We start from the raw sequence: 26,115 nt of genomic DNA, 5'->3' as shown, positions 1-26,115 counted from the left end.
TCCCGGGCAAACCGCCTATATCGCTTTTCATGTTCCAAGCTGTTGCCCGATATTTCGAAAACTGGCTCGATCCCTTCGCCCGCACGGACAATCTGCGTCCGCCCGAGAAGATCTGGGCTTTCGTGTGGTTCTATGTCCGCCAGGCCAAGCTCGCCTTCTTCCTGATGGCTGTTTTTGGCGGGGCCGTGGCCATGCTGGAGGCAGGGCTGTTCTGGTTTGTCGGGCGGCTGGTCGATCTTCTTGATACGGTGCCGAAGGAGGCCGGCTGGGAGGGGCTGATTGCCGCGCATGGCGGTGAATTGCTCGCAATGGCGCTGATCGTCCTCGTTGGGCGCTTCATCGTCGTGACGGTGGGCGCTCTGGTCGAGGAGCAGGTGATCGTCCTCAACTTCTTCAACCTGGTGCGATGGCAGGCTCATGCGCATGTGGCGCGCCAGTCGCTCTCCTTCTTCCAGAACGACTTTGCCGGGCGCATCGTGACCAAGGTCTGGTCGGCGGGGCAATCGACCGGGGATCTGCTGACGTCGCTGCTGCAGGTCGTGTGGTTCATGGTGATCTACACCATTTCGACCATGGCGCTGGTTGCACAGCTCGACTGGCGGTTGGCCGCGATCATCGGCGCCTGGGTGGCGATTTTCCTCGTGCTCGCGAGGTATTTCGTGCCGAAGATCCGCCATCATGCACGGGAGACGGCCGAGGCGTCGTCGATGCTGAATGGCCGGCTTGTCGACAGCTATTCCAACATCCAGACGCTGAAGCTTTTTGCCCGCGAGCGGCAGAACGACCATTATATCCGCGCCGGTTTCGACCGGTTTCAGGACACGCTGCGCCCGTTCGCGCGGTTGCTGACCGGCGTGCGGGCTTCGCTTGCCATCCTGTCCGGCTTCATGATTCTGATGGTGGCGCTTCTGTCGGTCGATCTGTGGTTCACCGGTGCGGTGACGGCGGGTGGCGTTGCCTTCACGCTCGGCCTCGTTTTGCGCCTCAACATGCTGCTGGGGCGGATGATGACGCAGTTGAACGGCATCATGCGTAATATCGGCGCCATCCAGAATTCCGCCGAGCTGGTCGCCAAGCCGATCGGACTGACGGACAGGCCGGATGCGACGAAGCTTGAGGTGAAGTCGCCGGAGATCCGCTTCGAGGACGTTACCTTCCATTATGGCCGCAAGACGGGTGCGATCGATCATTTGACACTGACGATAGAGCCTGGCGAGAAGGTCGGCATTGTCGGCCGCTCCGGGGCGGGCAAGTCGACGCTCGTCAACCTGCTCCTGCGCTTCTATGACCTTGAGGGCGGACGCATTCTCATCGACGGACAGGACATTTCGGGAGTCACCCAGGAGAGCCTGCGTTCGCAGATCGGCATGGTAACGCAGGACACGGCGCTTCTGCATCGTTCGATCCGGGACAATATTCTCTTCGGTCGTGAGGATGCGAGTGAGGCGCAGCTGATCAAGGCAGCGGAGCGCGCCGAGGCACTCGACTTCATCCAGCGGCTGGAAGACCAGCGCGGGCGCAAGGGCTTTGACGCGCATGTCGGCGAGCGCGGGGTGAAGCTTTCGGGTGGCCAGCGACAACGCATCGCGATTGCCCGGGTAATGCTGAAGGATGCGCCGATCCTGGTGCTGGACGAGGCGACGTCTGCGCTCGACTCGGAGGTCGAAGCCGCGATCCAGTCCAATCTCGACCGTCTGATGCAGGGCAAGACCGTGCTTGCCATCGCCCACCGCCTGTCGACCATTGCGGCGCTTGACCGGCTGGTGGTCATGGACAAGGGCCGGATCATCGAGCAGGGCACCCATCAGCAATTGGTCGAACGCGGTGGCCTCTATTCCGAGCTCTGGACCCGGCAATCCGGCGGTTTTCTCGATACGGCTGCGGAGACATCAACGGCGTGAGCCGGACCACCTGCCGGTACGGTCGCTCAACTTGCTGCATTGCTTGATAAACTGCCTCTCACACTTGCGTTAAATCAAGCAATTGGGGATGGTACCCATGAAATCCGCGACAACGTGGCTCGTTGTCTGCGGAAGACTGGACAGAATAGATTATCGGGCTTAGAACGCGCCAATCTGGCGGGGAATCTGTGGCTGCACAGTGGCCGGATTGTGATTCCCGCTGCGGGGGCAAATGCGGTGTGTCGCAGGATTGCGAGAGGAAAAAGTGACCGTGAGCGAACACGAGACAACGACAGAACATGCGGGCGAGCCTACGCGCCGCGACTTTCTCTATATGGTGACCGGGATGGCCGGTGCCGTCGGTGCGGGTGCGGTCGCATGGCCGTTCATCGACCAGATGCGTCCGGATGCATCGACGCTCGCGCTCGCTTCGATCGAAGTGGACGTGTCTGCGCTTGAGCCGGGCATGTCGCTGACCGTCAAGTGGCGTGGCAAGCCTGTGTTCATCCGCAACCGAACCGACAAGGAAGTCGAAGAGGCAAAGGCCGTTCAGCTGGCTGACCTCAAGGACCCGGTGGCGCGCAACGCCAATGTCGACGCTGCTGCCGATGCGACGGACCTCGCGCGTTCGGCCGGTGAAGGCAAGGAAAACTGGATCGTCATGATCGGCTCCTGCACCCATCTGGGCTGCGTCCCGCTTGGTCAGGCCGGAGACTTCGGCGGGTGGTTCTGTCCCTGCCACGGCTCGCACTACGATACGGCGGGCCGTATCCGCAAGGGTCCCGCACCGACCAACCTGCCGGTGCCGACCTTTGCATTCACATCCGACACTGTCATCGCGATCGGCTGAGGGGATAAGACACAATGAGTGGCCATTCGAGTTACCAGCCGTCCACCGGCGTCGAGAAGTGGATCGATGCGCGCCTGCCGCTGCCGCGTCTGATGTATGACAGCTTCGTTGCCTATCCGGTTCCCCGCAACCTGAACTATGCCTATACCTTCGGTGGCATGCTTTCTGTCATGCTGATCGTGCAGATCCTGACCGGCGTCGTGCTGGCCATGCACTATGCCGCTGAAACGACCGTTGCCTTCAACTCGGTCGAAAAGATCATGCGTGACGTCAACAATGGTTGGCTCTTGCGCTATATGCATGCCAACGGCGCGTCGTTCTTCTTCATCGCCGTCTACCTGCATATTGCCCGTGGTCTCTACTACGGTTCCTACAAGGCGCCGCGCGAAATCCTCTGGATCCTCGGCGTGGTGATCTTCCTTCTGATGATGGCAACCGCCTTCATGGGCTATGTTCTGCCCTGGGGTCAGATGTCCTTCTGGGGCGCGACCGTCATCACCGGCTTCTTCACAGCCTTCCCGTTTGTCGGCGAAACCATCCAGCAGTTCCTGCTCGGCGGCTTTGCGGTCGACAATCCGACGCTGAACCGCTTCTTTGCGCTGCACTACCTGCTGCCGTTCATGATCGCCGGCGTCGTCATCCTGCACGTCTGGGCGCTGCATGTGACCGGTCAGACCAACCCGACCGGCGTCGAAGTGAAGTCCAAGACCGACACGGTACCGTTCACGCCCTATGCAACGCTGAAGGATGCGCTTGGCCTGTCCGTCTTCCTGCTGGTCTTCGCCTACTTCGTCTTCTACATGCCGAACTACCTCGGCCATCCGGACAACTACATCCCGGCCGACTCGCTGAAGACCCCGGCGCATATCGTCCCGGAATGGTACTTCCTGCCGTTCTACGCGATGCTGCGTGCGATCACCTTCGACGTTCTCTTCATCGACTCGAAGCTCGGCGGCGTTCTCGTGATGTTCGGCGCGATCATCGTCCTGTTCTTCCTGCCCTGGCTCGACACGTCGAAGGTTCGTTCGGCTGTCTACCGTCCGTGGTACAAGCTGTTCTTCTGGCTCTTCGTTGCCAACTCGATCCTGCTTGGCTGGCTCGGTGCGATGCCGGCGGAAGGCATCTATGTCGTGCTGTCGCAGGCCGGAACCGCCTACTACTTCGGCTTCTTCCTCGTGATCATGCCGTTGCTCGGTCTGTTCGAGACGCCAAGGCGTATCCCGAACTCGATCACCGAAGCGGTTCTCGAAAAGAGCGGCAAGTCTGCTGCTGCCCAAGCCTGAGCGCGTGAGAGGAAGATAAAATGAAAAAGCTTGTCACGAGCATTGCGCTGATCGCCGCCTTGGCCGGGTTCTCCGGTCAGGCGCTGGCGGCGGAAGGTGGCGACCTGGCCGAGATGACGCATCATGCTGCGCAGACCGGTCACTACCCGATCCTGAAGCCCGAGCAGATGGACTGGTCGTTTGCCGGCCCGTTCGGCAAATATGACAAGGGCCAGTTGCAGCGCGGCCTGAAGGTTTTCACCGAAGTCTGTGCCGCCTGTCACTCGATGAGCCTGGTTGCCTTCCGCACGCTGGAAGACCTGGGTTACTCCGAGGCGCAGGTGAAGGCCTTTGCTGCGAACTATGAAGTGACCGACGGTCCGAATGCGGACGGTGAAATGTTCACCCGTGCAGCGGTTCCGTCTGATCGCTTCCCGTCGCCGTTCCCGAACAAGGAAGCTGCTGCGGCTGCCAACAACGGTGCGGCTCCGCCGGACTTTTCGCTGATCGCGAAGGCCCGTGGCGTCACCCGCGGTTTCCCGACCTTCGTCTTCGACATCTTCACCCAGTATCAGCAGGGCGGTCCGGATTATATCCATGCGCTTCTGACGGGGTACCAGGAGCCGCCGGAAGGCATCGAGGTTGCCGAAGGTACGCACTTCAACCCGTACTTCATCGCTGGCCAGTCGCTCGCCATGGCAGCGCCGCTGTCTGACGGTCAGGTGACCTACGATGATGGCGCGCCGGAAACGCTGGAGCAGTATTCGCTCGACGTGTCCGCCTTCCTGATGTGGGCCGCCGAGCCGCATCTCGAAGATCGCAAGCGCATGGGCTTCATGGTCATGGTGTTCCTGGCGATCTTCACCGCGCTGATCTACCTGACGAAGAAGTCGGTCTACGCGAACAAGGAACACTGATCCCCTGGGATCACGTTTCACGGAAAAGGCGGTCTTCGGATCGCCTTTTTTTGTTGGGGGACCATACCAATCTTGGTACAGTCCCTTGCAACTCCCTTCCGCTCTCAATCGGATGATACATGACGCCCGAAAGCCAGAACTACCTCCTCAGCTCGATCCGCTCGATTCCCGACTATCCGAAGCCCGGGATCATCTTCCGCGACATCACCACACTGCTTGGGGACGCGCGGGCGTTTCGGCGCGCGGTGGATGAGCTTGTTCAACCCTATGTGGGGCTCAAGGTCGACAAGATCGCCGGCATGGAAGCGCGTGGCTTCATCCTGGGCGGTGCCGTCGCGCATCAGCTGTCTGCCGGCTTCGTGCCGATCCGCAAGAAGGGGAAGCTGCCGCATGAGACCGTGCGGATTGCCTACAGCCTGGAATATGGCGTGGACGAGATGGAGATCCACATGGACGCGGTCAAGCCCGGCGAGAAGGTGATCCTGGTCGACGACCTGATCGCCACCGGCGGCACGGCTGTCGGTGCAGTTCAGCTGCTCCGCCAGATCGGGGCCGATGTCGTCTCGGCTTGCTTTGTCATCGATCTGCCGGAACTCGGTGGCCGCAAGAAGCTGGAGGCGCTTGGCGTCGAGGTTCGCACGCTTGTGGAATTCGAGGGGCACTGAGCTCCTTCCGGCGACCGGGGATCCCCCCGGTCGATCGCTTTTCTGGCGTGCTACCTTTGTGCCAGCGCCAGTCTTCCCGCCATCAGCAGAAAGCCTGCCGAGAGCAGCCGGTTGACGACACGCATCCTGTCAGGGCGCGTGACGAGCCGCTGTCGCATGCTGGCAGCTGCAAGTCCGTAGATCGCGAAGACGACGAAGGTCACGGCCATGAAGACGAGGCTCAAGGTCGCCATGGTGGCGAGCGGACGGGCATCTGCCGGATCGACGAATTGCGGCAGGAAGGCCAGGAAGAAGAGCGAGAGCTTGGGATTCAGAAGGTTGATCAGCACCGCCTTGCGGATGATCCGTGAGGCACGCTGTTTCGGTTCGGCTGTCATATCCCCCGCCAGTCCGCTTCTCCAGAGGCCGACCGCCATCCAGACGAGATAGGCAATGCCGGCATAGCGGATCGCCTCGAAGAGGCGCGGCTCGGCGGCGACGAGCGCGGCGAGGCCGAGGGCTGCGGCCAGCATGTGCGGGATGATGCCGAGCGTGCAGCCGAAGGCGGCGACAAGCGCATCACGCCGGCCACCGCCCAGGGCTGCGGCCAGCGTGTAGAGTGCGCCGGTTCCGGGTGTGGCGACGATGATCAGGGTGGTCAGAAGGAAGTCGAGGGTCATCGGAGGTCTCCTGCTTTTTGGCAGGGCAACCATGGGAGGCTCAGGCACGTCCGTCTTGTACAGGATTGCGGCAGATACGGGCGCTTCGATAAGCACCGGGCGTCAGGCCAAAGCGGCGACGGAATTCGCGGTGCATGTGGCTCTGGTCGACATAGCCGCAGGCCGCGGCCACTTCGGCCGGTGCAAGGCCGGTCGCAAGCAGGCTGCGGCTCAGGAGTGCCCGGCGCTGCATCAGATAGGCGTGCGGCGTCAGGCCCGTGTGGCGCAGGAAGGAGCGGATCAGCTGGTAGCGGCTGAGGCCGGCGTCACGGGCGAGGTCCTTGAGGTCCGCCGGGCTTGCCGGGTCATCGTCGAGGCGCTCGCGCACCCGCTGCAGGGATGCGGGCATGGGAGCCGGGGCGCCCCTGCGGCGGGTCAGCGTCCTGCCGAGGAGGAGGATGAGGGCTTCGCGAAAGCTCTCGGTAACCTCGCTTCCCTCAGCGGTCTCCAGGCGATGGTGAAGCGATCCCAGCACGGTGCGGACCGAAGGATCGACGAAGACCGGATGTTCGAATTCGAGATCTGCCGAGGTCGATACGAGATCGCTGACGCTCTCGGCTGCGAGGGCCGGTGTCAGATAGAGCATGTGCCAGCTGCGCGGCGTCTGCCCGATCGGCGCGCCGTCATGCACCTCGCCGGGATTGACCGTGATCAGTTGACCGGCCTCTGCCTGCACCTGACCACGTCCGGAGGCCGAGATCTGACCTCCGGCAGAGAGGAAACCGATGCCATAGGTGTCGTGTGTGTGCTTGGGAAAGACATGGGCGCTTGTTGCCGAAACCGCTTCCAGGCCGGCCAAAGGTGTCGGATGGAAGCGGAAACCGGTCATGGCGCGTCAGCCGGCGATGGCGCTGGCAATGTCGGCTGCGATGTCAGACGGCGCCGTGCGCGGCGCATAACGGGCGATCGGCTTGCCGTTGCGACCGACCAGGAACTTGGCGAAGTTCCAGCCGATCTCAGCGCCCTGTTCGGCGCCGGGCGTCTGTGCCTTCAGATAGGCGTAGAGCGGATCGCTGCCTTCGCCATTGACCTCGATCTTGGCGAAGAGCGGAAAGGTCACAGCGAACTGGGTCTCGCAGAAGAGGGCGATTTCCTTTTCGGTGCCAGGTTCCTGGGCGCCGAACTGGTTGCAGGGGAAGCCAAGCACGACGAGATCCGGATTGGCCTTGTAGAGGGCTTCCAGGCCCTCGTATTGCGGGGTAAGGCCACAGGCGCTGGCCGTGTTGACGATCAGCAGGACCTTGCCAGCATAGTCAGACAGCGGTTTTGCCGTGCCGTCGATGGTGCTCATGGTAAAGTCGTGGACGCTCATGCTGGTTGCTCCTCGTCGGGGAAGAATTCGATCATCTGGCTTCTGAAGCGCAGCACGGTCTCGCCGTGCTGGTTGACACCCTCGGAGAGGGCGGAATTCAGGATGTAGTGCAGGCGTCCCTTTACATTGCGGCTTTCCAGCGGCGTCATGAAATAGGTGATCGTATGGCCGACAAAGACGGGTTTCAGCCACTGCAGTTCGGCGAAACCGGGGGAGGGGCCGAGCTTCGGCGGCGCGATGCCATCGGCGTGCAGGCGGTCGCTCTCCTTGCCCCAGAAGGTGATGAAGCTCTTCATCCAGTTGGCGCAGGTGTGCCAGCCAGAGGCGCAGAGCGCGCCAAAGACATAGGCCTTCGCCGCCTCGGCATCGACATGGAAGGGCTGGGGATCGAACTTCTCGGCAAAGCGGATGATGTCGTCGGCGGTAAAGGTGACGCTGCCGAGTTCGAGCCGGGTGCCGGCGGGATAGAGGTCGAGCATCTTCATGCGCCGGCCTCCACGCTCTCGCGGCGGCGGACCATGACGGCGTTGCGGGCGGAAAGAACCAGTTCGCCGCGTTGATTGCGGAGTTCGTGGCCAAAGGTGACGATTCCGAGATGCGGACGCGAGCGCATCGGGCGAGCTTCCTCGACAACCGAGCGGCCGGACAGCGTGTCGCCGGCGAGCACCGGTTTGCGCCATTGCATGAATTCGATGCCGGGGGCTCCCTCCGAGGCGGCTTTGAGCACATAGGCGTCGATCATCATGCGCATGAACAGGCTCGATGTATGCCAGCCGGAGGCGGAGAGGCCGCCGAGGATGCTCTGCTTGCCGGCCTCTTCGGAGAGATGCATGGGCTGGGGATCGAACTCACTGGCGAAGTCGATGATTTCCTCGGCCGTCACGGTCCGCGGTCCGAGTTCGAACTGGCGGCCTTGTGTGAAATCCTCGTAGTGAAGCCTGTCAGGCTGCATGCGCGCTGTTCTCCCATGCCGTTGTCTGTGATTATGGTTCATAAGCGGAAATCGGGAGGTGGTCCATGGCGGCTTGGGTCGATGAGACGGGCTTTCTGGCGTCATTGGATGCCGATGCCAGGCATGTGCTGGAGGGGTTGACACCTGTCCATGTGCCCCACCGCGCGACGCTGTTCAGGCCCGGTGACCAGGCCCGGAGTTTCGTCGTCTTGCTCTCGGGGCGGATTGGTGTCTATCTCACCGGGCGCAACGGGCGCGAATTGTTGCTCTATGCGGTCACGCCGGGAGAGACCTGCGTGCAGACGACACTCGGCGTGCTCGGCGGTGCGCCCTATAGTGGCGAGGCGATTGCCGAGAGCGACCTGGTTGTCGTCATGGTGCCGCCTGATGTCTTCGAACGGCTGATGGCGGAATCGGCTGCCTTTCGCGGGTTTGTCTTCAAGGCCTTTGCCGACCGTCTCGGTGATCTGATGTTCGTGCTGGAGCAGGTGGCCTTCGTCAAGGTCGAGCAGCGGCTGGCCCATGCACTGGTGGAGCGGGCTGACGAGGCGGGGCAGGTCTCCCTGACGCATCAGGAACTCGCCGTCATCATCGGCACTGCGCGCGAGGTGATCTCCCGACGGCTGGAGGCGCTGGCCTCGAAGGGCGTGCTCTCCAACGAGCGCGGGCAGATCCGGATCATCGCGCGCAAGGAACTCGCCCGGATGGCAAGGATGGGAGAGGGTTAAGACTTCGCAAAGCCCGTGACTAAGTCACCGACGGCTGAGTGCGACACCGCTAGTCTGGCCCCATTGTCAAACCAAACGGAGGGAAAGACCATGTTTGCCAAGAATGTCGGCTCCATCGATCGCATCCTGAGAATCGTCGCGGGCCTCGCGCTGCTGTCGCTCTTCTTCATCTATCCGGGTGCCTGGTGGCGCTATTACACGCTGATCGGCGTGGTGCCGCTTGCAACCGGCCTGATGTCGACCTGCCCGCTCTATTCGATTTTCGGACTCTCGACCTGCCCGGTGAAGCGGGCCTGAGGTCAGACTGTGAGATCGGCGGCCCTTCGGGTGTTTCCCGGTGGCCGCCGGCTTCAGTCGCGGGTTGCTTTCACAACCGGGGCGGCGCGAAGTCGCGGCCGTTGATCGTGAGGCGACCATCTGCGTCCAACACGACATCCCAAGACATTGCCCCGTCTGCCGTCCTGCCGGCGAAGCCCTGTGCCATCAGGGCGAAGAACGCATATTGGCCGAACTGCGGGAAGCGCTTGGTATTCTCCTGCAGGTACTTCACAAGCGGATCAAGGTCAGCTGTCGTTATCCTGAGAGCGAAGGATGGTCGCGCGCCGTTGCGGTCAACGCTCATCGTTCCTGTCGCCGTCACCTGATAGAGCGCTGTTTCAAGCTCGAGCTCATCTACCGTCACATCGACCGTGCGTTTCGGGACGAGATAATTGATCGCCAGCTGTCGCTGGTTTTCGTTCAGCCACTGTCTCGCACCGAAATTGGCGCCGTCGACGATGTATTCCCACGGCTTCTGGAAGTTCAGCCCATCAATGGTGAAAGACAGCTTGGCCCGTTCGGGTACAAGCTTGGCCATGCTGGGCGTCAGCCGCCCTCTCGTATCGATCCCTGAGACGTTCACTTCTGTGTGGATGGTGGGCTCCGTGGCGAGATTCGAGGCTTCCAGGCTGTAGCCAAGATTGTCGACGCCCATTTCCCATCCGTCTACTGCCCATATCGCGTCCTCAATGGAGCCGGTTTGTTTCAGCTCCGCCGCAATCGGCATGAGGGCCTGCAGGCCGGGACGTAGCTGATCTGCGATCGCAGCAGCTTCCTGCTTGCCTTGCACAAGCGAAAGCCATTCGGCAAAGAGGTCCTGTACGGCGCGATAGCGAGCATCCGTTGCCACCACTTTGGTGGTCATCTTCCTTGCGGATATCTCTCCGAGCCGATCGCCATCTCTCACTCGCAATTCAGTGGTGTTGATCTCCAGATCGGCGTGCTCTGGCGTCACGTCCTTCATCGTCTGATCAAGATACAAAGTGCCGACCGTGCGCGAGCGGAAGCTACGCTCCGTCCAGAGGGAGACCTCAAGGTCGCTGATGGTGGACTTGAGCTGTGGCTGGGTGCGTAAATCGTCCGAAAGTTGCGCCTCCGTCGCAGTCGTTGCAGCCCTGTAGATCAAGCGTGGTGCGGAGGGGCCGCTGCCGAGTTGAGCCTTGATGTCGTAGGAACCGTATTGCTCGAAGCCCCAGGTCCCTGCGGGCTGTCGCGTGAAATTCAGAATGAAGGGGTCAAGGCCAGAGACGGTCAGGCCGGTATGCGCGAGTTCCCGAAAAAGGAGAGGCGGATCGACGCGCACCTCGTATTCGTAGCCCCGCCACGTCTGTTTGACGGTGACGAAACGCGCGAGCTCGCCTCCGAGCGGAAGCAAGGCGTCAAAGGCCTTCTTGAGGGCTTCAGCTGGTACCGTTTCCTCGGCCGCAGCATCTGCCCATCCCGCGAGCGGCAGGATCAGGCAGGCAGCCAGGCCGATGCGCTTCAGTCTCTGGTTCATCTAGCCTCCGAATCAAACCGCTCCGGGGTTGCGTTCAGGGCAGTAAACGCGATCAGGTGTTGAAGCGGAAGTAGATGACGTCACCCGTCGTGGACGACATGTTGCTCGCCTTCGTCGCGGCCCTTGCTGGCTTGCCTGGCCAGACTTCGGCCTAAAAAGGGGCGTGCTTCTGGCAACCTTGCTGATGGCGAGCTGCCCCGTTTATTCGATTTCTGCATTTCCAGCTGCCCGATGATGAAGATCTGAGTATAGGATAAAACGATCAGGGTGGGGCGGCGTGCCGCTTTGCCCTGTTTCCCTGTTTGACGAGATTTTCATGACCAGCATTCAGCATTCCTCTCCGGCTCTTGTGCCGTCCGAAACGGCTCCGGGCTTGCGCCATCTTCCGCTGCCACTTTTTGCCGTGCCGATGGGGCTTGGCGGTCTCGCCATGACCTGGCGGGAGGCCTCTGTCATGCTGGGTGCGCCGGCTGTGATCGGCGAGGGGCTGATGCTGGCGACCGGTGTCTTCTGGTGCATCATCTTCATCGGTCATGCCCTGCGGGTCCTGCGTCATCCCGAGGCGCTGGTTTCGGATCTCAAACATCCGATCCGCAGTGCCTTTGCCGGGGGGCTGTCGATCGGCCTGATGATCATTGCCGGTGGATTTTTGCCCTATTCTTTCGATCTTGCTGCGGTGATCTGGGGTGTGGCGGTCGCCATTCATCTGACGATCGGGGCCTATATCGTGCGCGGACTTCTCGTCAGTCCGCGCGAGGCAGCCACGCTCACACCGCCTCTGCTGCTGCCGCTGGTCGGCAATGTGCTCGCACCTGTCATCGGAGCCAAGCTGGGCTTCATCACCGTGTCCTGGATGCTGTTCGGGCTGGGTGCGCTGCTCTGGGTGATCGTGCAGCCGCTGATCCTCTACCGGATCTCGACCGGCCCGATCCTGCCGGCCAAGATGTGGCCGACGCTTGTCATCCTGCTTGCGCCGCCGGCCGTAGGCAGCCTGGCGCTGGCACTCCTGACTGATGGCTTCGGGCCGGGGCCGCTTGCCATCTATGGCTATGCCGTGCTTGTCGCTGCCGTCATGCTGCTGATGATGTCGAAGTTTCGCAGCGTGCCCTTCGCCATGTCCTGGTGGGGCTATACGTTCCCGAGTGCTGCCTTTGTCACCGCGAGCATGAAGGCGGCGCATGCGCATCCATTCCCGCTGATGGAGCCGGCGCTCTGGCTGCTTGTCGCCTTTATCACGGTCGTCGTGACGCTGGTGTTTGCAGCCACGCTCAAGGCCTTCTTCGCCGGCCATCTGTTCCTGCCGGAGTGAGAGCAGGCATAGAAAAGGGCGCCGTGCTTGCCGCAGGCGCCCTTTTTAGAATCTGGAAATCTTGGGATCAGGTGTTGAAGCGGAAGTGGATGACGTCGCCGTCATGCACGACATATTCCTTGCCTTCGTCTCGGCCCTTGCCGGCTTCCTTGGCGCCGACTTCGCCCTTGAAGGCGATGTAGTCGTCATAGGAAATGGTGAAGGCGCGGATGAAGCCGCGTTCGAAATCGGTGTGGATCACGCCGGCGGCTTGGGGCGCCTTGGTGCCGCGGACGATGGTCCAGGCGCGGCATTCCTTCGGACCGACGGTGAAATAGGTGATCAGATCCAGCAGATGGTAACCGGCGCGGATCAGGCGGTCGAGGCCGGCTTCGTCGAGGCCGAGTGCGGAGAGGAATTCGGTGGCTTCCTCTTCCGGCAGCTGGGCCACTTCGGCTTCGATGGCAGCCGAGATGATGACGCATTCCGCACCCTGTTCCGTTGCCATCTTGGCGACGGCTTCGGTGTGCTTGTTGCCGGTTGCGGCGTCACCTTCGGCGACGTTGCAGACATAGAGGACCGGATGCGAGGTAAGGAGGTTGAGGCCCTTGAGGATCTCGATCTCGTCGGGGGCAAGCGTCTTCAGGAGAAGGCGGGCTGGCTTGCCTTCGTTGAGGAGCTTCACCACCTGCTCCATGATCGGCAGCTGGGCGGTCGATTCCTTGTCCTTGGAGGCGGCCCGCTTGCGGGTCTGTTCGACGCGGCGTTCCAGGCTTTCGAGGTCGGCGAGCATCAGCTCGGTCTCGATGGTGTCGGCGTCACCGACCGGGTCGATCTTGCCTTCGACATGGGTGATGTCATCGTCTTCGAAGCAGCGCAGCACGTGGACCACGGCATCGACTTCGCGGATGTTGGCGAGGAACTTGTTGCCGAGGCCTTCACCCTTGGACGCGCCGCGCACGAGGCCGGCGATGTCGACGAAGGAGATGCGGGTCGGGATGATTTCCTTCGAGCCGGCGATGTCGGCCAGCTTCTTCATGCGCGGATCGGGAACGGCCACTTCACCGGTGTTCGGCTCGATCGTGCAGAAGGGATAGTTGGCTGCCTGGGCGGCGGCCGTCTTGGTCAGCGCGTTGAAGAGGGTGGACTTGCCGACATTCGGAAGCCCGACGATACCGCATTTGAAGCCCATGGCTCTGAATACCTGCTCGGGATGGATTTTCGTTGCCCACGCCTATGGGGTATAGGAGGGGCAGGGTCAAGTGTTGCGGGCATTGAGTGCCGCAGTTGCCGGAGGAATCATGGCGAAGGATACGGTGCTGACGCCGAAGACGGTGACCAAGCCGAAGCTGGAAAAGCCCCGGCTCTACAAGGTGCTGCTGCACAATGACGACTACACGCCGCGCGACTTCGTTACGATCGTCTTGAAGGTCGTGTTCCGGATGAGCGAGGAGACGGGCTACCGCGTCATGATGACGGCGCACAAGTTCGGCTCGGCGGTGGTCGTGGTCTGCACGCGCGAGATTGCCGAGACGAAGGTGACGGAAGCCATGGACCTGGCCAAGGAAGCGGGCATGCCGCTGTTGTTTACGGCTGAACCGGAGGAGTGAGCGATATGGCGAATGCATCTGCGCAGACCGACTGGGCTCTTGTCAGGCGGATGATGCTGGCTTCCATCGACTTCTGCGAAGAGGTCGAGACTGCTGGGTATCGTGAGACCGATCGCGGTGCGACGACTGTCGTCAACGGGCAGGCCGTCAGCGTACAGGATGTGCTGACGAGCGCATGGACCTATCCGGAGACCATGCGTTACGCCATCATCCGCAAGCGTCATGAAGCCAATGACGATCTCGCCTATGTGCCGGAGACTGCCCGAGTTATGACCGCGATGGCTGCTGCGTGTGCTGAGCTCTGTGGCGCGAAGCCCGGTACGGGAGAAGCAGTCGGGATGTCTGACATGCTTCGTTGGTTCGAGACACATGCGGGCGAGACCCTCAGAGCTGCGTTGGCAGCACGACCTTAAGGGTGTTGGCGGCTCTCCAGTTTCGGTCGGGCCGGGGAGGGGTGGCTCTCAGCCTATGCCATCCCGTGTGTCACGAGAAGCCGAAACCAATTGATTACGTGTGCGGGCATAGACTTTGGCCATGAGTCCTGACCTGCAGACACTCCCCGAGGCGGCTACCTGGCACTATGTCGTGGCGGTCGGGATCTTTGCGATCATGGGCGCAATCGGCCATGTGGTGCGCGCCGTTTTCAACATCCTGCCGGATCGGCTGTCGGATCGGCCGATGATGGATCTTGCCATCAGCGACGGCTTCAGTTGGCACGACCTGATCTTCAAGACCGAATATGACGAGGCGGGCTATTATCGTCTCGACAGCCTGCACAATCTGCGGCTTGCGGTTGGCTGGGCCATGTTCAGCGGCTTTCTCATCCTGCTTTTGGGGCGGGACGCATCACGGCTTGCTGCCTACTTTATAGACTGGGGGCTTGCCGCACTCGTCGATCTCTTCTGGTATCGGGTCGAAACCTTCACCTGGTGAGGCTTGCGCCTCACTTGCCCTTCTTCGCCTTCACGCCGAGCGCTTCCGCCGAGATCCAGAACACCGCGTCTTCTTCTTCCGTCGTCTCGACCCAGAGGAAATCGAGGTCGGGGAATTCGGCTTCGAGGATGTCGCGACCGCGGCCGATTTCGCAGAGCATGCCGCCGCCGGGATTGAGGTGCTTCGGGGCCTCAATGAGCAGCGTGCGGACGAGGTCGAGGCCGTCTTCGCCGCCGTCATGGGCCATGGCGGGTTCGGCGCGGTATTCGGCCGGGAAGGCGTCCATGGCTTCGTGGTCGACATAGGGCGGGTTGGTGATAATGAGGTCGAACTTCCGGCCTGACAGTGGCGCAAAGAGATCGCCCTGGTGCAGCGTCAGCTGGTCTTCGAGGCCATAGGCCTGGCGATTCTTTTCCGCAACCTCCAGCGCATAGGCGGAGAGATCCACGGCATCCACCGATGCGTGCGGGAAGAATTTCGAGGCGAGGATGGCGAGGCAGCCGGAGCCGGTGCAGATGTCGACGACGCTTTCGACCGCGAAGGGATCGGGCAGGAAGGTGGAGCCGAATTCGCCGCCATATTCGTTGAACAGGATCTCGCCGATATGCGAGCGCGGCACGATCACGCGCTCGTCGACGAAGAAGCGCATGCCCTGGATGTAGGAGCGGCCGGTGAGATAGGCCGAGGGCTTGCGGGTCGCGACGCGTGTCTCGATGCGGTCGGCGAGCAGGCGGCGCTCGGCGGGGAGCAGCTTTGCATCGAGGAAGGGATCGAGCGTGTCGATCGGGAGATCAAGGCTGTCGAGCACGAGGAAGGCGGCATCATCGACGGCGGTATGGGTGCCGTGGCCATAGCTCAGTTCCGCAGCATTGAAGCGGGAGATGGCATAACGCCAGTAGTCGCGCAGGGTGACGAGGTCGGTGGTGATGTCGTGGCTCATGGTCGTCTTCCGGTCGTTTTGCGCGGGATTTGTAAGCCGGGCAGGGGAGGTGCCCGACAAGATCGGTGTCAGTCGCCCTTGGGACCGAACATCTTCTTCAGCTTCTCGGCCATGGGGCCGGTCTCGGGAAGCTTCTTCGGCTGGTTGAAATTGCGGGCCTGGTGGATGTGGGACTGGGCGGGTTTGGGTGCCTTGGGTGCCTTGGCCGGCTTCTCGTCCTCGGCCTTGGCCCCGGTTGCCAGCGCCAGCTTGTTCATCAGCTGCGAATCCTCACCACGCACCAGCATCTCGGCATTGTCGGCGAGCGCTTCGAGCAGCGGATCGAGCCATTCGGCGTCCAGCTTGGCAAAATCGCCGAGCACGTGGTTGTGGACTTTGGACTTGTCGCCGGGATGGCCGATGCCGAGGCGCAGGCGCCGGTAGTTCAGGCCGCAATGGGCGTCGATCGACTTGATCCCGTTGTGGCCGCCATGGCCGCCGCCGGTCTTGATGCGGGCCTTGCCGGGCAGGAGATCGAGTTCGTCATAGATTGCGACGATGTCTTCGGGCCCAAGCTTGTAGAAGCGCATGGCCTCGCCGACGCTTTCGCCCGAGAGGTTCATGAAGGTCTGCGGCTTGATCAGCATAACCTTTTCGCCGGCGAGTGTTCCCTCGGAGATCTCCGCCTTGAACTTCTTCGCCCACGGCGAAAAGCCGTGGCGGCGCTGGATCGCGTCCACAGCCATGAAGCCGATATTGTGCCGGTTCTTCTGATATTGCGCACCGGGATTGCCGAGGCCGGCCAGGATGATCATTGCCCGAGATCCGTCTTGAGGTTCTTTGCCTTTCCGGACAGCGAAACGGCACGAAAGTCAAGACTGATGTCTGAGCCGTCAGGGTTTGGCGGCGATCATCCCGAAGTTCGAGTAGCGCAGATTGTAGGTCTCGAAGATCTCGGCCTGGGTGCCGTCGGCGATCAGCTTGTCGAGTGCGCCCTGCATGCGGGCAAGGAGATCCTCAGGGAAATTCGCGTTGCAGGCGATGGCGAATTTCTGCTCCGAGAAGACGAACTGCGCTTCCAGTTCCTCACCCTTTTCCTGGAGCTCCATGTAATGCTGTTCTGAGATCGGCATCAGGTCGATGCGCTTGCTCTGCAATTTCTTCAGAGTGAGCTTCAGGTCGGTGGCGAGATCGATCTTGGAGAAGCCTTCGTTTTCCAGCAGCGTCTGGGTGTAGTCGTTGCGCTGGGTGCCGACGATGTAGGTCTTGGCTTCCTCTATGTTTGCAACCTTGATGCCCGACCCCTTGTGGGCGACCATGAAGTTGCGGCCGACGGCAATCGGTTCCACCCATCTGAACAGCTTGTCGCGCTCTGGGATATGGGCAGTTGTAAAGACGCAATGCATCGGCTCGCTCTGCGCCAGCGCGATGGCCCGGGCCCAAGGCATCATCTCCAGGGTATAGGGGATCTTGAGCTCCTCCATCATCAGAAGGACCTGATCATAGCCGGCGCCGCGGATTTCGCTGCCGACCCTGAAGTTGTAGGGCGGGTAGTCTTCCGTCGTGAAGTGGACGATGTCTGCGGCGGCGACCGGGGCCGCCGCAAGTGAAAGTATAAGGCTCAAGACTTTCATTGCGGTTCCCTCTCTCTATTGATGTCAGCCGGCGGATAGCTTCGCTCGGCGAGCCGGCTTGGCGGATGCCTGTTCAATCAGAGCCGAAAGCGCCTGCGGTCGGGCGAAGTGATAGCCCTGGCCATAGTCGACGCCGAACTCCTCCAGGATGTGGCGCTGCTCCTCGGTCTCAATGCCTTCGGCGACCACGGTGCACTGCATCTTGTGCGAGATTGCAGTGATGCCCTCGACGAGCATGCGGCTCTTGTGGCGCAGTTCCGGCTCGTCCTCCGTCAGCGAGCGGATGAAGGACTGGTCGATCTTGACGATGTCGACAGGAAAACGGTTGAGGTAGCTGAGCGACGAGTAACCCGTGCCGAAATCGTCGAGGGCCAGGCGATAGCCGTGGTGGTTGAACTCGTCGAGGATCGTGCGGATCTGCGGATTGTCGTGCAGGAGCGTCGCCTCGGTGATCTCGATGACGATCCGGCTCGGTGCGATGTCGAAATGCGCGGAGAGGGCGGCGAGCCGGACGGGCAGGGAGGCGTCGAACTGAAGCGGCGAGAAGTTCACTGCCAGATAGGCATCGTGGTCACCGGTCATGGCGCTCAGGCGGGCGAGGTTCGACAGGGCCTTTTCAAGCACCTGGCCGCCGAGCCGACTGATCGCGCCGGTTTCCTCGGCGACACCGATGAGCTCCGCAGGTGGCACGATGCCGCGCTCGGGGTGGACGAGGCGCATCAGGGCCTCGTAGCCGACCGTACGGCCAGTGCCCACTTCAACGATCGGCTGGAAGAAGGCGTCGAACCAGTCCTCGGCCAGGCCTTCTTCGATGTCGCGCTCGATTTCGGCGCGGCGGCGGGTGTGATCCTGGATCTGCGGGTCGTAGAGCTGGGCGCCGTTCTTGCCATCGCGCTTCTTGCTGTACATCGCCATGTCGGATTTCTGCAGCAGTTCGGCGGCATTGGCGGCATGGCGGGGATAGAGGGCAATCCCGATACTGGCGCTGAGGCGAACCGTGGAGCTTTCGATGGCCATCGGTTCAACGAAGATGTCGCAGAGGCTGTGGCTGAGTTCGGTCGCCACCGTTTCGATATTGCGCCCGCGCAGCAAGACCGCGAACTCATCTCCGCCGAGGCGGGCTGCAACCGCGCCCTTGGGAAGGCGTTCCTTCATGCGCTCGACGAAACGGCAGAGCACGAGGTCACCGGCCTGATGGCCGAGATTGTCGTTGATCCACTTGAAGCGGTCGAGGTCAACGAAGATGCAGGCGAGTTCCTCGCCGGCGGCATCTGTCGCAGCAATCTCGCCGTCGAGCGCCGTCTCGAAGCCCTTGCGGTTGCGCAGACCCGTCAGATGATCGGTGATCGCCTGACGATGGTTGCGCTCTTCCGACTGCTTCAGCGCCGTTACATCCGTCATGACGCTGAGCGACAGATCCTCCTCGGCGCCTTCGATCTTGCGATCGGCCTCGGCGATCAGCACGTCCATGACTGTGCCGTCGGCGCAGGCAAAGCGTGTCGTGGCCTCAAGTACGTCGGCGATGGAACGGGTCTTCTTGCCTTCCAGGTAATCGGCGCGCGCCTCGGTCGGAACCAACTCGATGAACTTGCGCCCGATGATCTCGTGGCGCTGGTAGCCGGTGGCGACGAGCCAGTAGTCGCTGACCCCGGTAATGCGATCTTCCTCGTCGAGCGAGAACAGCATGGCGGGCGTCGTGTTGTAGATGTCGGTCGACCGGCGATGGGCGAGGCGCAATTCCCCTTCTTCCTGCTCAAGCTTGATCTGCATGGCATTGAAGCTGCGGGCGAGCCGACCGATCTCGTCGTTCGACTGCCAGTCGACATGATGGCGGGAGCCGAGCCGGCGCGTCGCCTCGATGGCGGCCGTCAGCTTGAGGAGCGGCTTCATGACCATCAACCGGTTGCCGGCCACGGCTGCGCCGACGACGCCCATCACCGCCAGCATGAAGATGCCAATCAGCATGACCTCTGCCTGGCGCAGGGAGGAGAACATGTCGATGCGGCTGTAGTAGATGGTGATGGTGCCGACGAGCTTGGGGCCTTCGACGGCGCGATAGAAGATCTCGCGGCTGATCGATTCCAGTCCGTTCTTCGGCCATTTGGGCAGGGCCGGCATGGAAACGGCGATGCCGCCGGACATGTCCTTGACATTGACGCGGCTGACCGTCGCGTTGGACACGATCGTGGCGGTGATCTGCTCGACGCTTTCCTGGTCGAAATCCCAGAGCGGCTTGGCAAGCGCCTGGGCATTGGCGGCAATCAGAATTTCGAGATTTTGTTGCAACTCGCTGGAGGCGCGTTCGGTTGCCAAAGACAGGAACAGCGCAAAGAGCGGCACCACGAGAATCGAGATCGTGATCCCCACGATTGCAAGGAAACGGCTCTCGACGGAGCGGGTCATCAGCAGTTGGCCTCACGCGGCTCTGGATGATGCGGCATGATCCTCTGGGGCTCCCTCACGCAAGAATTGAGAGGCGAAGGCTTTCACGAAATACTTTAAATCTAACTAAAGGAACATGGTCGAATTCGACCTTTGCGTGTAAACGCGGATACGAAAAAACCCACCCTCGTGAGGGTGGGTTCCAATCGATGCGACTGATCGGAACGATCAGGCTTCAGCAGCCTCGTCAGCCATGCCGCCAGCCGGAGCAACGATCGTGGCGATGGTGAAATCGCGATCGCCGATGACCGGTGTGGTGCCAGCCGGAAGCTTGACAGCCGAGATGTGCACGCTGTCGCCGACCTTCAGGCCAGCGAGGTCAACGGTCAGGAATTCCGGGATGTCGGAAGCCGGGCAGTGCAGTTCAACTTCGTGACGAACGATGTTGAGAACGGCGCCGGTCTTGATGGCCGACTTCTCTTCGTTGATGAAGTGAACCGGAACTTCGACGGTGACCTTGCTGTCGGCCGAGATGCGCAGGAAGTCGACATGCATCGTGAAGTCACGAACGACGTCGAGCTGGTAGTCCTTCGGCAGAACGCTGATCTTCTGGCCATCGATGTCGATGATGGCGACGGTGGTCATGAAACCGCCGGCGTGGATGCGCTTGGTGATCTCGTTGGTGTTGATCGAGATCGAAATCGGGGCCTGCTTGTCACCATAGATGACAGCCGGAATCAAACCGTTGCGGCGAAGTTCGCGGGAGGACCCCTTACCTACCCGTTCGCGTGCTACGGCCTTGAGCTCGTAAGAAGCGTGGCTCATGGCTTTACCTTTCAAGTTACTGGAGAGCCCTGGCGACACATCTTGGTCATGCCAGAACCGGAGACCGTTGCCGGTCCCATCCACATTGCCTCCAAGGGTGTCTGTGCGGATCGGGCGCCTATAGACCAGATGATGCGGAATGGCAAGGATTTCCGGGCTGTGGACCATGATTACGCGTTTGTGATCGCTTTCTGGGTTCCAGCGGGTGCGGAGGCGAATTGCTAACCATTCCGGTCAAGCCCTTTGAAATTGCCCGATGCTAAATCAGTACTGTCTTTGCAATATGGGCGAACTTCATGCTCGAAATCCTTACCTGTATCGCTGTCGAACACGACCCGCTTTCTCTGATTGCTGCCGTCACCGTCTGTGTTCTCGGCTCCCTCCTGACCATGCGGCTCTTCGGGCGGGTGCGCAACACGCGGGGTGTGGCACGGGCGAGCTGGATTTCTCTGACCAGCGTGATCGGTGGGGCGTCCATCTGGACCACGCATTTCGTCGCGATGATGGGATACGAGGCCGATGTGCTCGCGGGCTATGAGCCGGCGGCGACACTCACCTCCCTGTTGCTGGCCATCACCGCTACCGGGATCGGCTTGCTGATCGCAGCGATGACGCAGCGCAGCCTGCTGATCGAGGCCGGTGGTGCGATCGTCGGCGCCGGGATTGCCGCCATGCATTATGTCGGCATGGCTGGCTATCAGGTGCAGGGGTACCTGGAATGGAACGCATCTTATGTCGTCTGGTCGCTGGTCGCCGGGGCTGCCTTCGGGGCGCTGGCCACCAACCGTGTTGCCCGTCCCGTTACCCGATTCTGCCGCTATGGCGGCGGCGTGGCCCTCGTCCTTGCGATTGCCTCCACCCATTTCATCGGCATGACGGCCGTGACCGTGGTGCCGGATCCTTCGGCTGCACTGCCTGATCACATGCTGCCGGAAAGCGTTCTGACCGTCGTGCTGATGCTGGTGACCGTGCTGATCCTGTCGATCGGCTCAATGACCTATGTCATCGACCGGCAGTCGACCCGCTCTGCGGTCGAGCGCTATCGTCAGCTGTCGTTGCATGACGCCCTGACGGGACTTCCGAACCGGAGCGCCTTCGTCGAGCGGCTTGGCCACATGATGGAGGCACCCGTGAACAGGACCGAGCGCATCTACATGCTCTGCTTCGACCTCGACCGGTTCAAGGAAGTCAACGATGTGCATGGTCATGCCGCGGGTGACCATGTTTTGCGGGTGGCTGCCGAACGGATGGGACGCAGGCTGCGCGAGGGCGAGTTCGTTGCGCGCATCGGCGGAGACGAGTTCATTGCTGTCACCTCGCGCGTCTTCACCCATTCCGAGGCCGAGCAGATGGCGACGCGGATCATCCGCGATCTCGGTGAGCCGATCGCCTGGGAGGACGTGACACTCGGCATCGGCGCCAGCATCGGGATTTCGGTTTTCCCCGACGGTGCCGGCACGATCGATGATCTGCTGGCGCAGGCGGATATCGCCATGTACCGGGCCAAGTCCATGGGGTCGAACCAGGTCTGCTTCTACGACCAGTCGATGGACCAGGTTGCACGGGAGCGCAGTGCGCTGGCGATGGACATGCGCACCGGCTTTGACCGAGGTGAGTTCGAACTGTATTTCCAGAAGCAGAACAATACGATGACGGGCGAGGTGATCGGTTTCGAGGTGTTGCTGCGCTGGCGGCATCCCCGCCGTGGCATGGTCTCGCCGGTCGAGTTCATTCCGATTGCAGAGCGCACCGGCTTTATCATGGATCTCGGCGACTGGGTGTTGCGCCAGGCCTGCGCTGAGGCTGTCCAGTGGCGCAATCCGCTGCGCATTGCCGTCAATGTCGCGCCGAAGCAGCTCGCCAATGCCAATCTTCCACAGCGGATCCGCGAGATTCTTGCCGAAACCGGCCTTGCCCCGGAGCGGCTGGAACTGGAGATCACCGAATCGGGCATCATCGCCGACCAGCAGCATGCGCTCTCGATCATCCGGCAACTCAAAGCGCTCGGCGTCAAGATTGCCATGGATGACTACGGTACCGGATATTCCTCGCTGTCGACTTTGCAGCTCTTCCCCTTCGACAAAATCAAGATCGATCGGGGCTTCATCGACAGCGTCGTCGAAAGCCGCCAGTCGGCGGCGATCGTTCGCTCGACGCTCATTCTGGCGCAGAGCCTCGACATCCCCGTGCTGGCGGAGGGGGTGGAGAGTGCCGAACATCTGAGGTTCCTGCAGGACGAGGGCTGTGAACAGGTGCAGGGCTATTTCTACGGTCGCCCGGCTCCAATTTCTGATCTGCAGGACGTGGTCAATCCGGTCGTGGATGCTGAAGCTGCGGAGCCTGCAGCCGACACAACACCCGCTGCGCCGAAGAGGTCCGGGCTGGCGGCCTGAGCATCCGGCACTTTTGTCCTGTGAAGTGTCGCAGAATTGCGCCACTCGGCCTCCGCCTCGTTGCTGGGGGCTGTGCGCCTCGTCCGATTGGCCGATTGCCAAGGTCGGCAGAAGGCGCATACTGCTCACTGTGCTTTGGGAGGAGCCGATGCGTCAGGATCTCAGACATTCCGATCTCGTCTATTCGACGACGCAGAAGGCGTCGGCGGCGGTGACCTCACCGGTCGCCGCATCCTGGAGTCGTTGTCTCAACCTCTATCGTTTGCAGCCGGAAGAGGCGCGCAAGCCCGCTCAGGTGGACGAGGCGACCTTCCGCGAGGCGCGGGAGCGCATGGAGCGGTTGATCGGCAGCTCTGCGGACGAGGTGGACCGGCTCTATCAAATGGTTGGACGGTCGGGCTGCTGCATCATTCTCGCGGATCATAGCGGCATCGTGGTCGACCGGCGTGGTGCGCCGGGGGATGATGTCGAGTTTCGGGCGCTGGGCCTCTGGCAGCAGACGCTGTGGAGCGAGGCGAGTGTCGGGACCAACGGCATCGGCACGGCACTGGCCGATGAACGCGCGGTCGTCATCCATCGCGACCAGCATTTCATGAGCGCCAATATCGAGCTGTCCTGTGCCACCGCACCGATCCGCGATCATCTCGGTCGCGTTACGGCGGCCCTCGACGTGTCCACATGCCGCAACGATGTCTCCGACATGACGCTGGCGGTTCTGTCGCAGGCGGTGCGCGATGCCGCTGCGCGGGTGGAGAGCAACCTGTTCCGTCAGGCCTATGCTGGCGCGCGGATCGTCGTGGTGCCGCAAGCCAATTCGCTGTCGGCGCTGATCGCGGTCGATGCCGACGACCTGATCCTGGGTGCCACCAAGGCCGCCCGGCTCACTCTGAAGCTTGATGACGGTTTGATCGCGCAGGGGATGCCCGCTGCCGATGCGCTGCGCGAGACGCGGGGCGAGAGTACAAGCGATCTCGATGATGCCGAGCGTGCGGCGCTGCGTCGCGTGCTGTCTCGGGCCAATGGCAATGTCTCGCAGGCCGCCCAGATCCTCGGCATCAGCCGGGCGACGCTGCACCGGAAGATGAAGCGCTTCCAGCTGCACTGATCTCCCACATGTGTCGCAAGACTGAAACACTGTGCGCTGCAGCACTGTTTCGCGGCACTGTTCCTGAAGAGAGAAGGCAGCAATCATCCTGTCATCGGGACCCGAGGAGGGGTCCCTTCACAGGGAGGATGACAGATGAACATTCAGGTCCAGACGATCGCGGCTTCGCCGTTCAAGCTGAAATACGGCAACTTCATCGGCGGTGAATTCCGCGAGCCCGTGAACGGGCGCTATTTCGCAAACACCACACCGGTGACTGGCGGCAAGCTCTGCGACATCGCCCGTTCGGATGAAGCTGATATCAATCTCGCGCTCGATGCAGCGCATGCCGCCAAGGACAAGTGGGGCCGCACTTCCGCGACCGAACGCGCCAATATCCTGAACCGGGTCGCCGACCGGATGGAAGCCAATCTCGAGCTTCTGGCGCGGGCCGAGACCTGGGACAATGGCAAGCCGCTGCGCGAGACCATGGTGGCCGATATTCCGCTGGCCATCGACCACTTCCGCTACTTCGCCGCCTGCGTGCGCTCTCAGGAAGGCACGATCGGCGAGGTCGACCATGACACGATCGCCTATCATTTCCACGAGCCGCTCGGCGTCGTCGGCCAGATCATTCCGTGGAATTTCCCGATCCTGATGGCGGCCTGGAAGGTGGCCCCGGCGCTGGCTGCCGGCAACTGCGTGGTGCTGAAGCCGGCCGAGCAGACCCCGGCCTCGATCCTGGTGCTGGCCGAACTGATCGGCGATCTGCTTCCGCCGGGTGTGCTCAACATCGTCAATGGCTTTGGTCTGGAAGCAGGCAAGCCGCTCGCGACCAGCCCGCGGATTGCCAAGATCGCCTTTACCGGCGAGACCTCGACCGGTCGTCTGATCATGCAATATGCCAGCCAGAACCTCATCCCGGTGACGTTGGAGCTTGGCGGCAAATCGCCGAACATCTTCTTTGAAGACGTTATGCGCGAGGACGACGACTATCTCGACAAGGCGCTGGAAGGTTTTGCGATGTTCGCGCTCAATCAGGGCGAGGTTTGCACCTGCCCGAGCCGCGCGCTGGTGCATGAGAAGATCTATGACCGCTTCATGGAGAAGGCGATCAAGCGTGTCGAGGCCGTGATCCAGGGCGATCCGCTTGCCATGTCGACGATGATCGGCGCGCAGGCCTCTTCCGAACAGCTCGAAAAGATCCTGTCCTATATCGACATCGGCAAACAGGAAGGCGCCGAGGTTCTGACCGGCGGCTATCGCAACGAACTGGGCGGCGATCTCTCGGGCGGTTACTACGTCAAGCCGACGGTCTTCCGTGGTCACAATAAGATGCGGGTGTTCCAGGAAGAGATCTTTGGTCCTGTCGTATCCGTAACCACCTTCAAGGACGAGGCAGAGGCACTCGAAATCGCCAATGACACGCTTTACGGCCTCGGCGCCGGCGTGTGGAGCCGCGATGCCAATACCTGCTACCACTTCGGCCGCAACATCCAGGCCGGTCGTGTGTGGACCAATTGCTACCACGCCTATCCGGCGCATGCCGCCTTCGGTGGCTACAAACAGTCGGGCATCGGACGCGAGACGCACAAGATGATGCTCGATCACTACCAGCAGACCAAGAACATGCTGGTCAGCTATAGCCCGAAGGCATTGGGTTTCTTCTGAGATCCGCACCTCCCCCTTGAGGGGGGAGGTCGCAGCGAAGCTGCGGGTGGGGGTGATCGTTTTGACGCCGAACGGGTCACCCCACCCCGGCACTGCGTGCCGACCCTCCCCCTTAAGGGGAGGGTGCTTCGCTGACAACACCTCTGATCAATCCCTCCCCCTAACCCTCTCTCCGCTCGCGGGGAGAGCGACTGTCTTGGCAGTCAAGCGTTTTGCCATGGTTTTTCGTCCCGGATGATGGCGTTGAGGATGGTGAGCAGTTTGCGCATCGTGGC

General features: G+C 61.7%; 26 protein-coding genes. 14 read left to right on the top strand and 12 right to left on the bottom strand.

The window, feature by feature from the left end; genetic code table 11:
• Positions 1–29 precede the first annotated feature (29 nt).
• The 5 genes from J2045_RS20955 to J2045_RS20935 all read left to right on the top strand — a co-directional run bounded on the left by J2045_RS20955 (position 30) and on the right by J2045_RS20935 (position 5,595).
• Complete coding sequence (locus J2045_RS20955; RefSeq protein WP_307376721.1) at positions 30–1,901, top strand: ABC transporter ATP-binding protein; 1,872 nt, start codon at positions 30–32, stop codon at positions 1,899–1,901.
• Positions 1,902–2,172: 271 nt separating this feature from the next.
• On the top strand, positions 2,173–2,751 hold the full coding sequence (gene petA, locus J2045_RS20950; protein ID WP_166603267.1) for a ubiquinol-cytochrome c reductase iron-sulfur subunit: 579 nt from the start codon (positions 2,173–2,175) through the stop codon (positions 2,749–2,751).
• Positions 2,752–2,765: 14 nt separating this feature from the next.
• Entirely contained in the window at positions 2,766–4,034 is a 1,269-nt protein-coding gene (locus J2045_RS20945; protein WP_307376718.1) for a cytochrome b, read from the top strand.
• A gap of 20 nt (positions 4,035–4,054) precedes the next feature.
• Positions 4,055–4,930 carry a cytochrome c1 gene (locus J2045_RS20940; protein WP_307376715.1) on the top strand — a complete coding sequence of 292 codons (876 nt, stop codon included), beginning with the start codon at positions 4,055–4,057 and terminating at the stop codon, positions 4,928–4,930.
• A 119-nt stretch (positions 4,931–5,049) separates the two neighbouring features.
• Positions 5,050–5,595, top strand: coding sequence for an adenine phosphoribosyltransferase (locus J2045_RS20935; protein WP_166603270.1), 546 nt, complete (start codon positions 5,050–5,052; stop codon positions 5,593–5,595).
• A gap of 50 nt (positions 5,596–5,645) precedes the next feature.
• On the opposite strand, the gene J2045_RS20930 is transcribed toward J2045_RS20935, so the two are convergent.
• From J2045_RS20930 to J2045_RS20910, 5 genes are read right to left on the bottom strand one after another with little or no spacing between them, the layout of a single operon-like run.
• Positions 5,646–6,254 carry a LysE family translocator gene (locus J2045_RS20930; protein WP_307376712.1) on the bottom strand — a complete coding sequence of 203 codons (609 nt, stop codon included), beginning with the start codon at positions 6,252–6,254 and terminating at the stop codon, positions 5,646–5,648.
• Positions 6,255–6,294: 40 nt separating this feature from the next.
• Positions 6,295–7,122, bottom strand: a complete 828-nt coding sequence (locus J2045_RS20925) for an AraC family transcriptional regulator (protein ID WP_307376709.1) — start codon at positions 7,120–7,122, stop codon at positions 6,295–6,297.
• Positions 7,123–7,128: 6 nt separating this feature from the next.
• On the bottom strand, positions 7,129–7,605 hold the full coding sequence (locus J2045_RS20920; protein ID WP_307376706.1) for a glutathione peroxidase: 477 nt from the start codon (positions 7,603–7,605) through the stop codon (positions 7,129–7,131).
• Entirely contained in the window at positions 7,602–8,090 is a 489-nt protein-coding gene (locus tag J2045_RS20915) for a MaoC/PaaZ C-terminal domain-containing protein (protein ID WP_307376703.1), read from the bottom strand. The genes J2045_RS20920 and J2045_RS20915 overlap by 4 nt, the downstream gene beginning before the upstream one ends.
• Entirely contained in the window at positions 8,087–8,557 is a 471-nt protein-coding gene (locus J2045_RS20910) for a MaoC family dehydratase (protein WP_307376700.1), read from the bottom strand. Before J2045_RS20910 ends, J2045_RS20915 begins: the two co-directional genes overlap by 4 nt.
• A 65-nt stretch (positions 8,558–8,622) precedes the next feature.
• Here J2045_RS20910 and J2045_RS20905 point away from each other — a divergent pair, with 65 nt between their 5' ends.
• Both J2045_RS20905 and J2045_RS20900 read left to right on the top strand, forming a co-directional pair.
• Positions 8,623–9,285, top strand: coding sequence for a Crp/Fnr family transcriptional regulator (locus tag J2045_RS20905; protein WP_307376697.1), 663 nt, complete (start codon positions 8,623–8,625; stop codon positions 9,283–9,285).
• A gap of 90 nt (positions 9,286–9,375) precedes the next feature.
• Complete coding sequence (locus J2045_RS20900; RefSeq protein ID WP_307376694.1) at positions 9,376–9,582, top strand: YgaP family membrane protein; 207 nt, start codon at positions 9,376–9,378, stop codon at positions 9,580–9,582.
• Between the two features lie 70 nt (positions 9,583–9,652).
• Here the strand turns inward: J2045_RS20900 and J2045_RS20895 are convergent, their stop codons facing one another.
• The gene (locus tag J2045_RS20895; protein ID WP_307376691.1) at positions 9,653–11,101 is read right to left on the bottom strand and encodes a hypothetical protein; all 1,449 of its coding nucleotides are present in this window, start codon (positions 11,099–11,101) and stop codon (positions 9,653–9,655) included.
• A 316-nt stretch (positions 11,102–11,417) separates the two neighbouring features.
• Between J2045_RS20895 and J2045_RS20890 the strand changes: the two genes are divergently transcribed.
• The gene (locus J2045_RS20890; protein WP_307376688.1) at positions 11,418–12,410 is read left to right on the top strand and encodes an SLAC1 anion channel family protein; all 993 of its coding nucleotides are present in this window, start codon (positions 11,418–11,420) and stop codon (positions 12,408–12,410) included.
• A 67-nt stretch (positions 12,411–12,477) separates the two neighbouring features.
• Here the strand turns inward: J2045_RS20890 and ychF are convergent, their stop codons facing one another.
• Complete coding sequence (gene ychF, locus J2045_RS20885) at positions 12,478–13,581, bottom strand: redox-regulated ATPase YchF (protein WP_307376686.1); 1,104 nt, start codon at positions 13,579–13,581, stop codon at positions 12,478–12,480.
• Positions 13,582–13,690: 109 nt separating this feature from the next.
• On the opposite strand from ychF, the gene clpS reads away from it, so the two are divergent.
• The 3 genes from clpS (at position 13,691) to J2045_RS20870 (ending at position 14,932) form a co-directional block, all read left to right on the top strand.
• The gene (gene clpS, locus J2045_RS20880; protein ID WP_307376684.1) at positions 13,691–13,999 is read left to right on the top strand and encodes an ATP-dependent Clp protease adapter ClpS; all 309 of its coding nucleotides are present in this window, start codon (positions 13,691–13,693) and stop codon (positions 13,997–13,999) included.
• A gap of 5 nt (positions 14,000–14,004) precedes the next feature.
• Positions 14,005–14,412, top strand: a complete 408-nt coding sequence (locus J2045_RS20875) for a hypothetical protein (protein WP_307376681.1) — start codon at positions 14,005–14,007, stop codon at positions 14,410–14,412.
• 121 nt (positions 14,413–14,533) lie between these two features.
• Positions 14,534–14,932, top strand: coding sequence for a hypothetical protein (locus J2045_RS20870; RefSeq protein ID WP_307376678.1), 399 nt, complete (start codon positions 14,534–14,536; stop codon positions 14,930–14,932).
• Positions 14,933–14,942: 10 nt separating this feature from the next.
• Here the strand turns inward: J2045_RS20870 and prmB are convergent, their stop codons facing one another.
• The 5 genes from prmB to J2045_RS20845 all read right to left on the bottom strand — a co-directional run bounded on the left by prmB (position 14,943) and on the right by J2045_RS20845 (position 20,692).
• Entirely contained in the window at positions 14,943–15,872 is a 930-nt protein-coding gene (gene prmB, locus J2045_RS20865) for a 50S ribosomal protein L3 N(5)-glutamine methyltransferase (protein ID WP_307376675.1), read from the bottom strand.
• 68 nt (positions 15,873–15,940) lie between these two features.
• Positions 15,941–16,666, bottom strand: a complete 726-nt coding sequence (gene pth / locus J2045_RS20860) for an aminoacyl-tRNA hydrolase (protein ID WP_307376672.1) — start codon at positions 16,664–16,666, stop codon at positions 15,941–15,943.
• A 78-nt stretch (positions 16,667–16,744) separates the two neighbouring features.
• Complete coding sequence (locus J2045_RS20855; protein WP_307376668.1) at positions 16,745–17,485, bottom strand: substrate-binding periplasmic protein; 741 nt, start codon at positions 17,483–17,485, stop codon at positions 16,745–16,747.
• A gap of 24 nt (positions 17,486–17,509) precedes the next feature.
• Positions 17,510–19,888, bottom strand: coding sequence for an EAL domain-containing protein (locus tag J2045_RS20850; RefSeq protein WP_307376666.1), 2,379 nt, complete (start codon positions 19,886–19,888; stop codon positions 17,510–17,512).
• Between the two features lie 207 nt (positions 19,889–20,095).
• Positions 20,096–20,692, bottom strand: a complete 597-nt coding sequence (locus J2045_RS20845) for a 50S ribosomal protein L25/general stress protein Ctc (protein WP_307376664.1) — start codon at positions 20,690–20,692, stop codon at positions 20,096–20,098.
• Positions 20,693–20,988: 296 nt separating this feature from the next.
• Between J2045_RS20845 and J2045_RS20840 the strand changes: the two genes are divergently transcribed.
• From J2045_RS20840 to adh, 3 genes are all read left to right on the top strand, one after another.
• Positions 20,989–23,085, top strand: a complete 2,097-nt coding sequence (locus J2045_RS20840) for a putative bifunctional diguanylate cyclase/phosphodiesterase (protein ID WP_307376661.1) — start codon at positions 20,989–20,991, stop codon at positions 23,083–23,085.
• Between the two features lie 148 nt (positions 23,086–23,233).
• Positions 23,234–24,190 carry a helix-turn-helix domain-containing protein gene (locus J2045_RS20835; protein ID WP_307376659.1) on the top strand — a complete coding sequence of 319 codons (957 nt, stop codon included), beginning with the start codon at positions 23,234–23,236 and terminating at the stop codon, positions 24,188–24,190.
• A gap of 135 nt (positions 24,191–24,325) precedes the next feature.
• On the top strand, positions 24,326–25,840 hold the full coding sequence (gene adh, locus J2045_RS20830) for an aldehyde dehydrogenase (RefSeq protein ID WP_307376657.1): 1,515 nt from the start codon (positions 24,326–24,328) through the stop codon (positions 25,838–25,840).
• Positions 25,841–26,115 lie beyond the last annotated feature (275 nt).

Origin of the sequence: Peteryoungia aggregata LMG 23059 (assembly GCF_030814435.1) — a bacterium.
Lineage (GTDB): Bacteria > Pseudomonadota > Alphaproteobacteria > Rhizobiales > Rhizobiaceae > Allorhizobium > Allorhizobium aggregatum.
Note: the sequence above shows the minus strand (reverse complement) of the source record. Positions and strands in the feature narration are given on the sequence as shown.

Excerpts from the sequence above, each read along its gene's own strand:
- J2045_RS20915 (WP_307376703.1), bottom strand. The coding sequence starts at position 8,090 with ATGAAGATGCTCGACCTCTATCCCGCCGGCACCCGGCTCGAACTCGGC.
- prmB (WP_307376675.1), bottom strand. The coding sequence starts at position 15,872 with ATGAGCCACGACATCACCACCGACCTCGTCACCCTGCGCGACTACTGG.
- clpS (WP_307376684.1), top strand. The coding sequence starts at position 13,691 with ATGGCGAAGGATACGGTGCTGACGCCGAAGACGGTGACCAAGCCGAAG.
- J2045_RS20905 (WP_307376697.1), top strand. The coding sequence starts at position 8,623 with ATGGCGGCTTGGGTCGATGAGACGGGCTTTCTGGCGTCATTGGATGCC.
- J2045_RS20835 (WP_307376659.1), top strand. The coding sequence starts at position 23,234 with ATGCGTCAGGATCTCAGACATTCCGATCTCGTCTATTCGACGACGCAG.
- J2045_RS20900 (WP_307376694.1), top strand. The coding sequence starts at position 9,376 with ATGTTTGCCAAGAATGTCGGCTCCATCGATCGCATCCTGAGAATCGTC.
- J2045_RS20925 (WP_307376709.1), bottom strand. The coding sequence starts at position 7,122 with ATGACCGGTTTCCGCTTCCATCCGACACCTTTGGCCGGCCTGGAAGCG.
- J2045_RS20850 (WP_307376666.1), bottom strand. The coding sequence starts at position 19,888 with ATGACCCGCTCCGTCGAGAGCCGTTTCCTTGCAATCGTGGGGATCACG.
- J2045_RS20955 (WP_307376721.1), top strand. The coding sequence starts at position 30 with ATGTTCCAAGCTGTTGCCCGATATTTCGAAAACTGGCTCGATCCCTTC.
- J2045_RS20845 (WP_307376664.1), bottom strand. The coding sequence starts at position 20,692 with ATGAGCCACGCTTCTTACGAGCTCAAGGCCGTAGCACGCGAACGGGTA.
- J2045_RS20920 (WP_307376706.1), bottom strand. The coding sequence starts at position 7,605 with ATGAGCGTCCACGACTTTACCATGAGCACCATCGACGGCACGGCAAAA.
- adh (WP_307376657.1), top strand. The coding sequence starts at position 24,326 with ATGAACATTCAGGTCCAGACGATCGCGGCTTCGCCGTTCAAGCTGAAA.
- J2045_RS20930 (WP_307376712.1), bottom strand. The coding sequence starts at position 6,254 with ATGACCCTCGACTTCCTTCTGACCACCCTGATCATCGTCGCCACACCC.
- J2045_RS20945 (WP_307376718.1), top strand. The coding sequence starts at position 2,766 with ATGAGTGGCCATTCGAGTTACCAGCCGTCCACCGGCGTCGAGAAGTGG.
- ychF (WP_307376686.1), bottom strand. The coding sequence starts at position 13,581 with ATGGGCTTCAAATGCGGTATCGTCGGGCTTCCGAATGTCGGCAAGTCC.
- J2045_RS20870 (WP_307376678.1), top strand. The coding sequence starts at position 14,534 with ATGAGTCCTGACCTGCAGACACTCCCCGAGGCGGCTACCTGGCACTAT.
- J2045_RS20890 (WP_307376688.1), top strand. The coding sequence starts at position 11,418 with ATGACCAGCATTCAGCATTCCTCTCCGGCTCTTGTGCCGTCCGAAACG.
- J2045_RS20910 (WP_307376700.1), bottom strand. The coding sequence starts at position 8,557 with ATGCAGCCTGACAGGCTTCACTACGAGGATTTCACACAAGGCCGCCAG.
- J2045_RS20895 (WP_307376691.1), bottom strand. The coding sequence starts at position 11,101 with ATGAACCAGAGACTGAAGCGCATCGGCCTGGCTGCCTGCCTGATCCTG.
- pth (WP_307376672.1), bottom strand. The coding sequence starts at position 16,666 with ATGATCATCCTGGCCGGCCTCGGCAATCCCGGTGCGCAATATCAGAAG.
- J2045_RS20840 (WP_307376661.1), top strand. The coding sequence starts at position 20,989 with ATGCTCGAAATCCTTACCTGTATCGCTGTCGAACACGACCCGCTTTCT.
- J2045_RS20855 (WP_307376668.1), bottom strand. The coding sequence starts at position 17,485 with ATGAAAGTCTTGAGCCTTATACTTTCACTTGCGGCGGCCCCGGTCGCC.
- J2045_RS20875 (WP_307376681.1), top strand. The coding sequence starts at position 14,005 with ATGGCGAATGCATCTGCGCAGACCGACTGGGCTCTTGTCAGGCGGATG.
- J2045_RS20940 (WP_307376715.1), top strand. The coding sequence starts at position 4,055 with ATGAAAAAGCTTGTCACGAGCATTGCGCTGATCGCCGCCTTGGCCGGG.
- J2045_RS20935 (WP_166603270.1), top strand. The coding sequence starts at position 5,050 with ATGACGCCCGAAAGCCAGAACTACCTCCTCAGCTCGATCCGCTCGATT.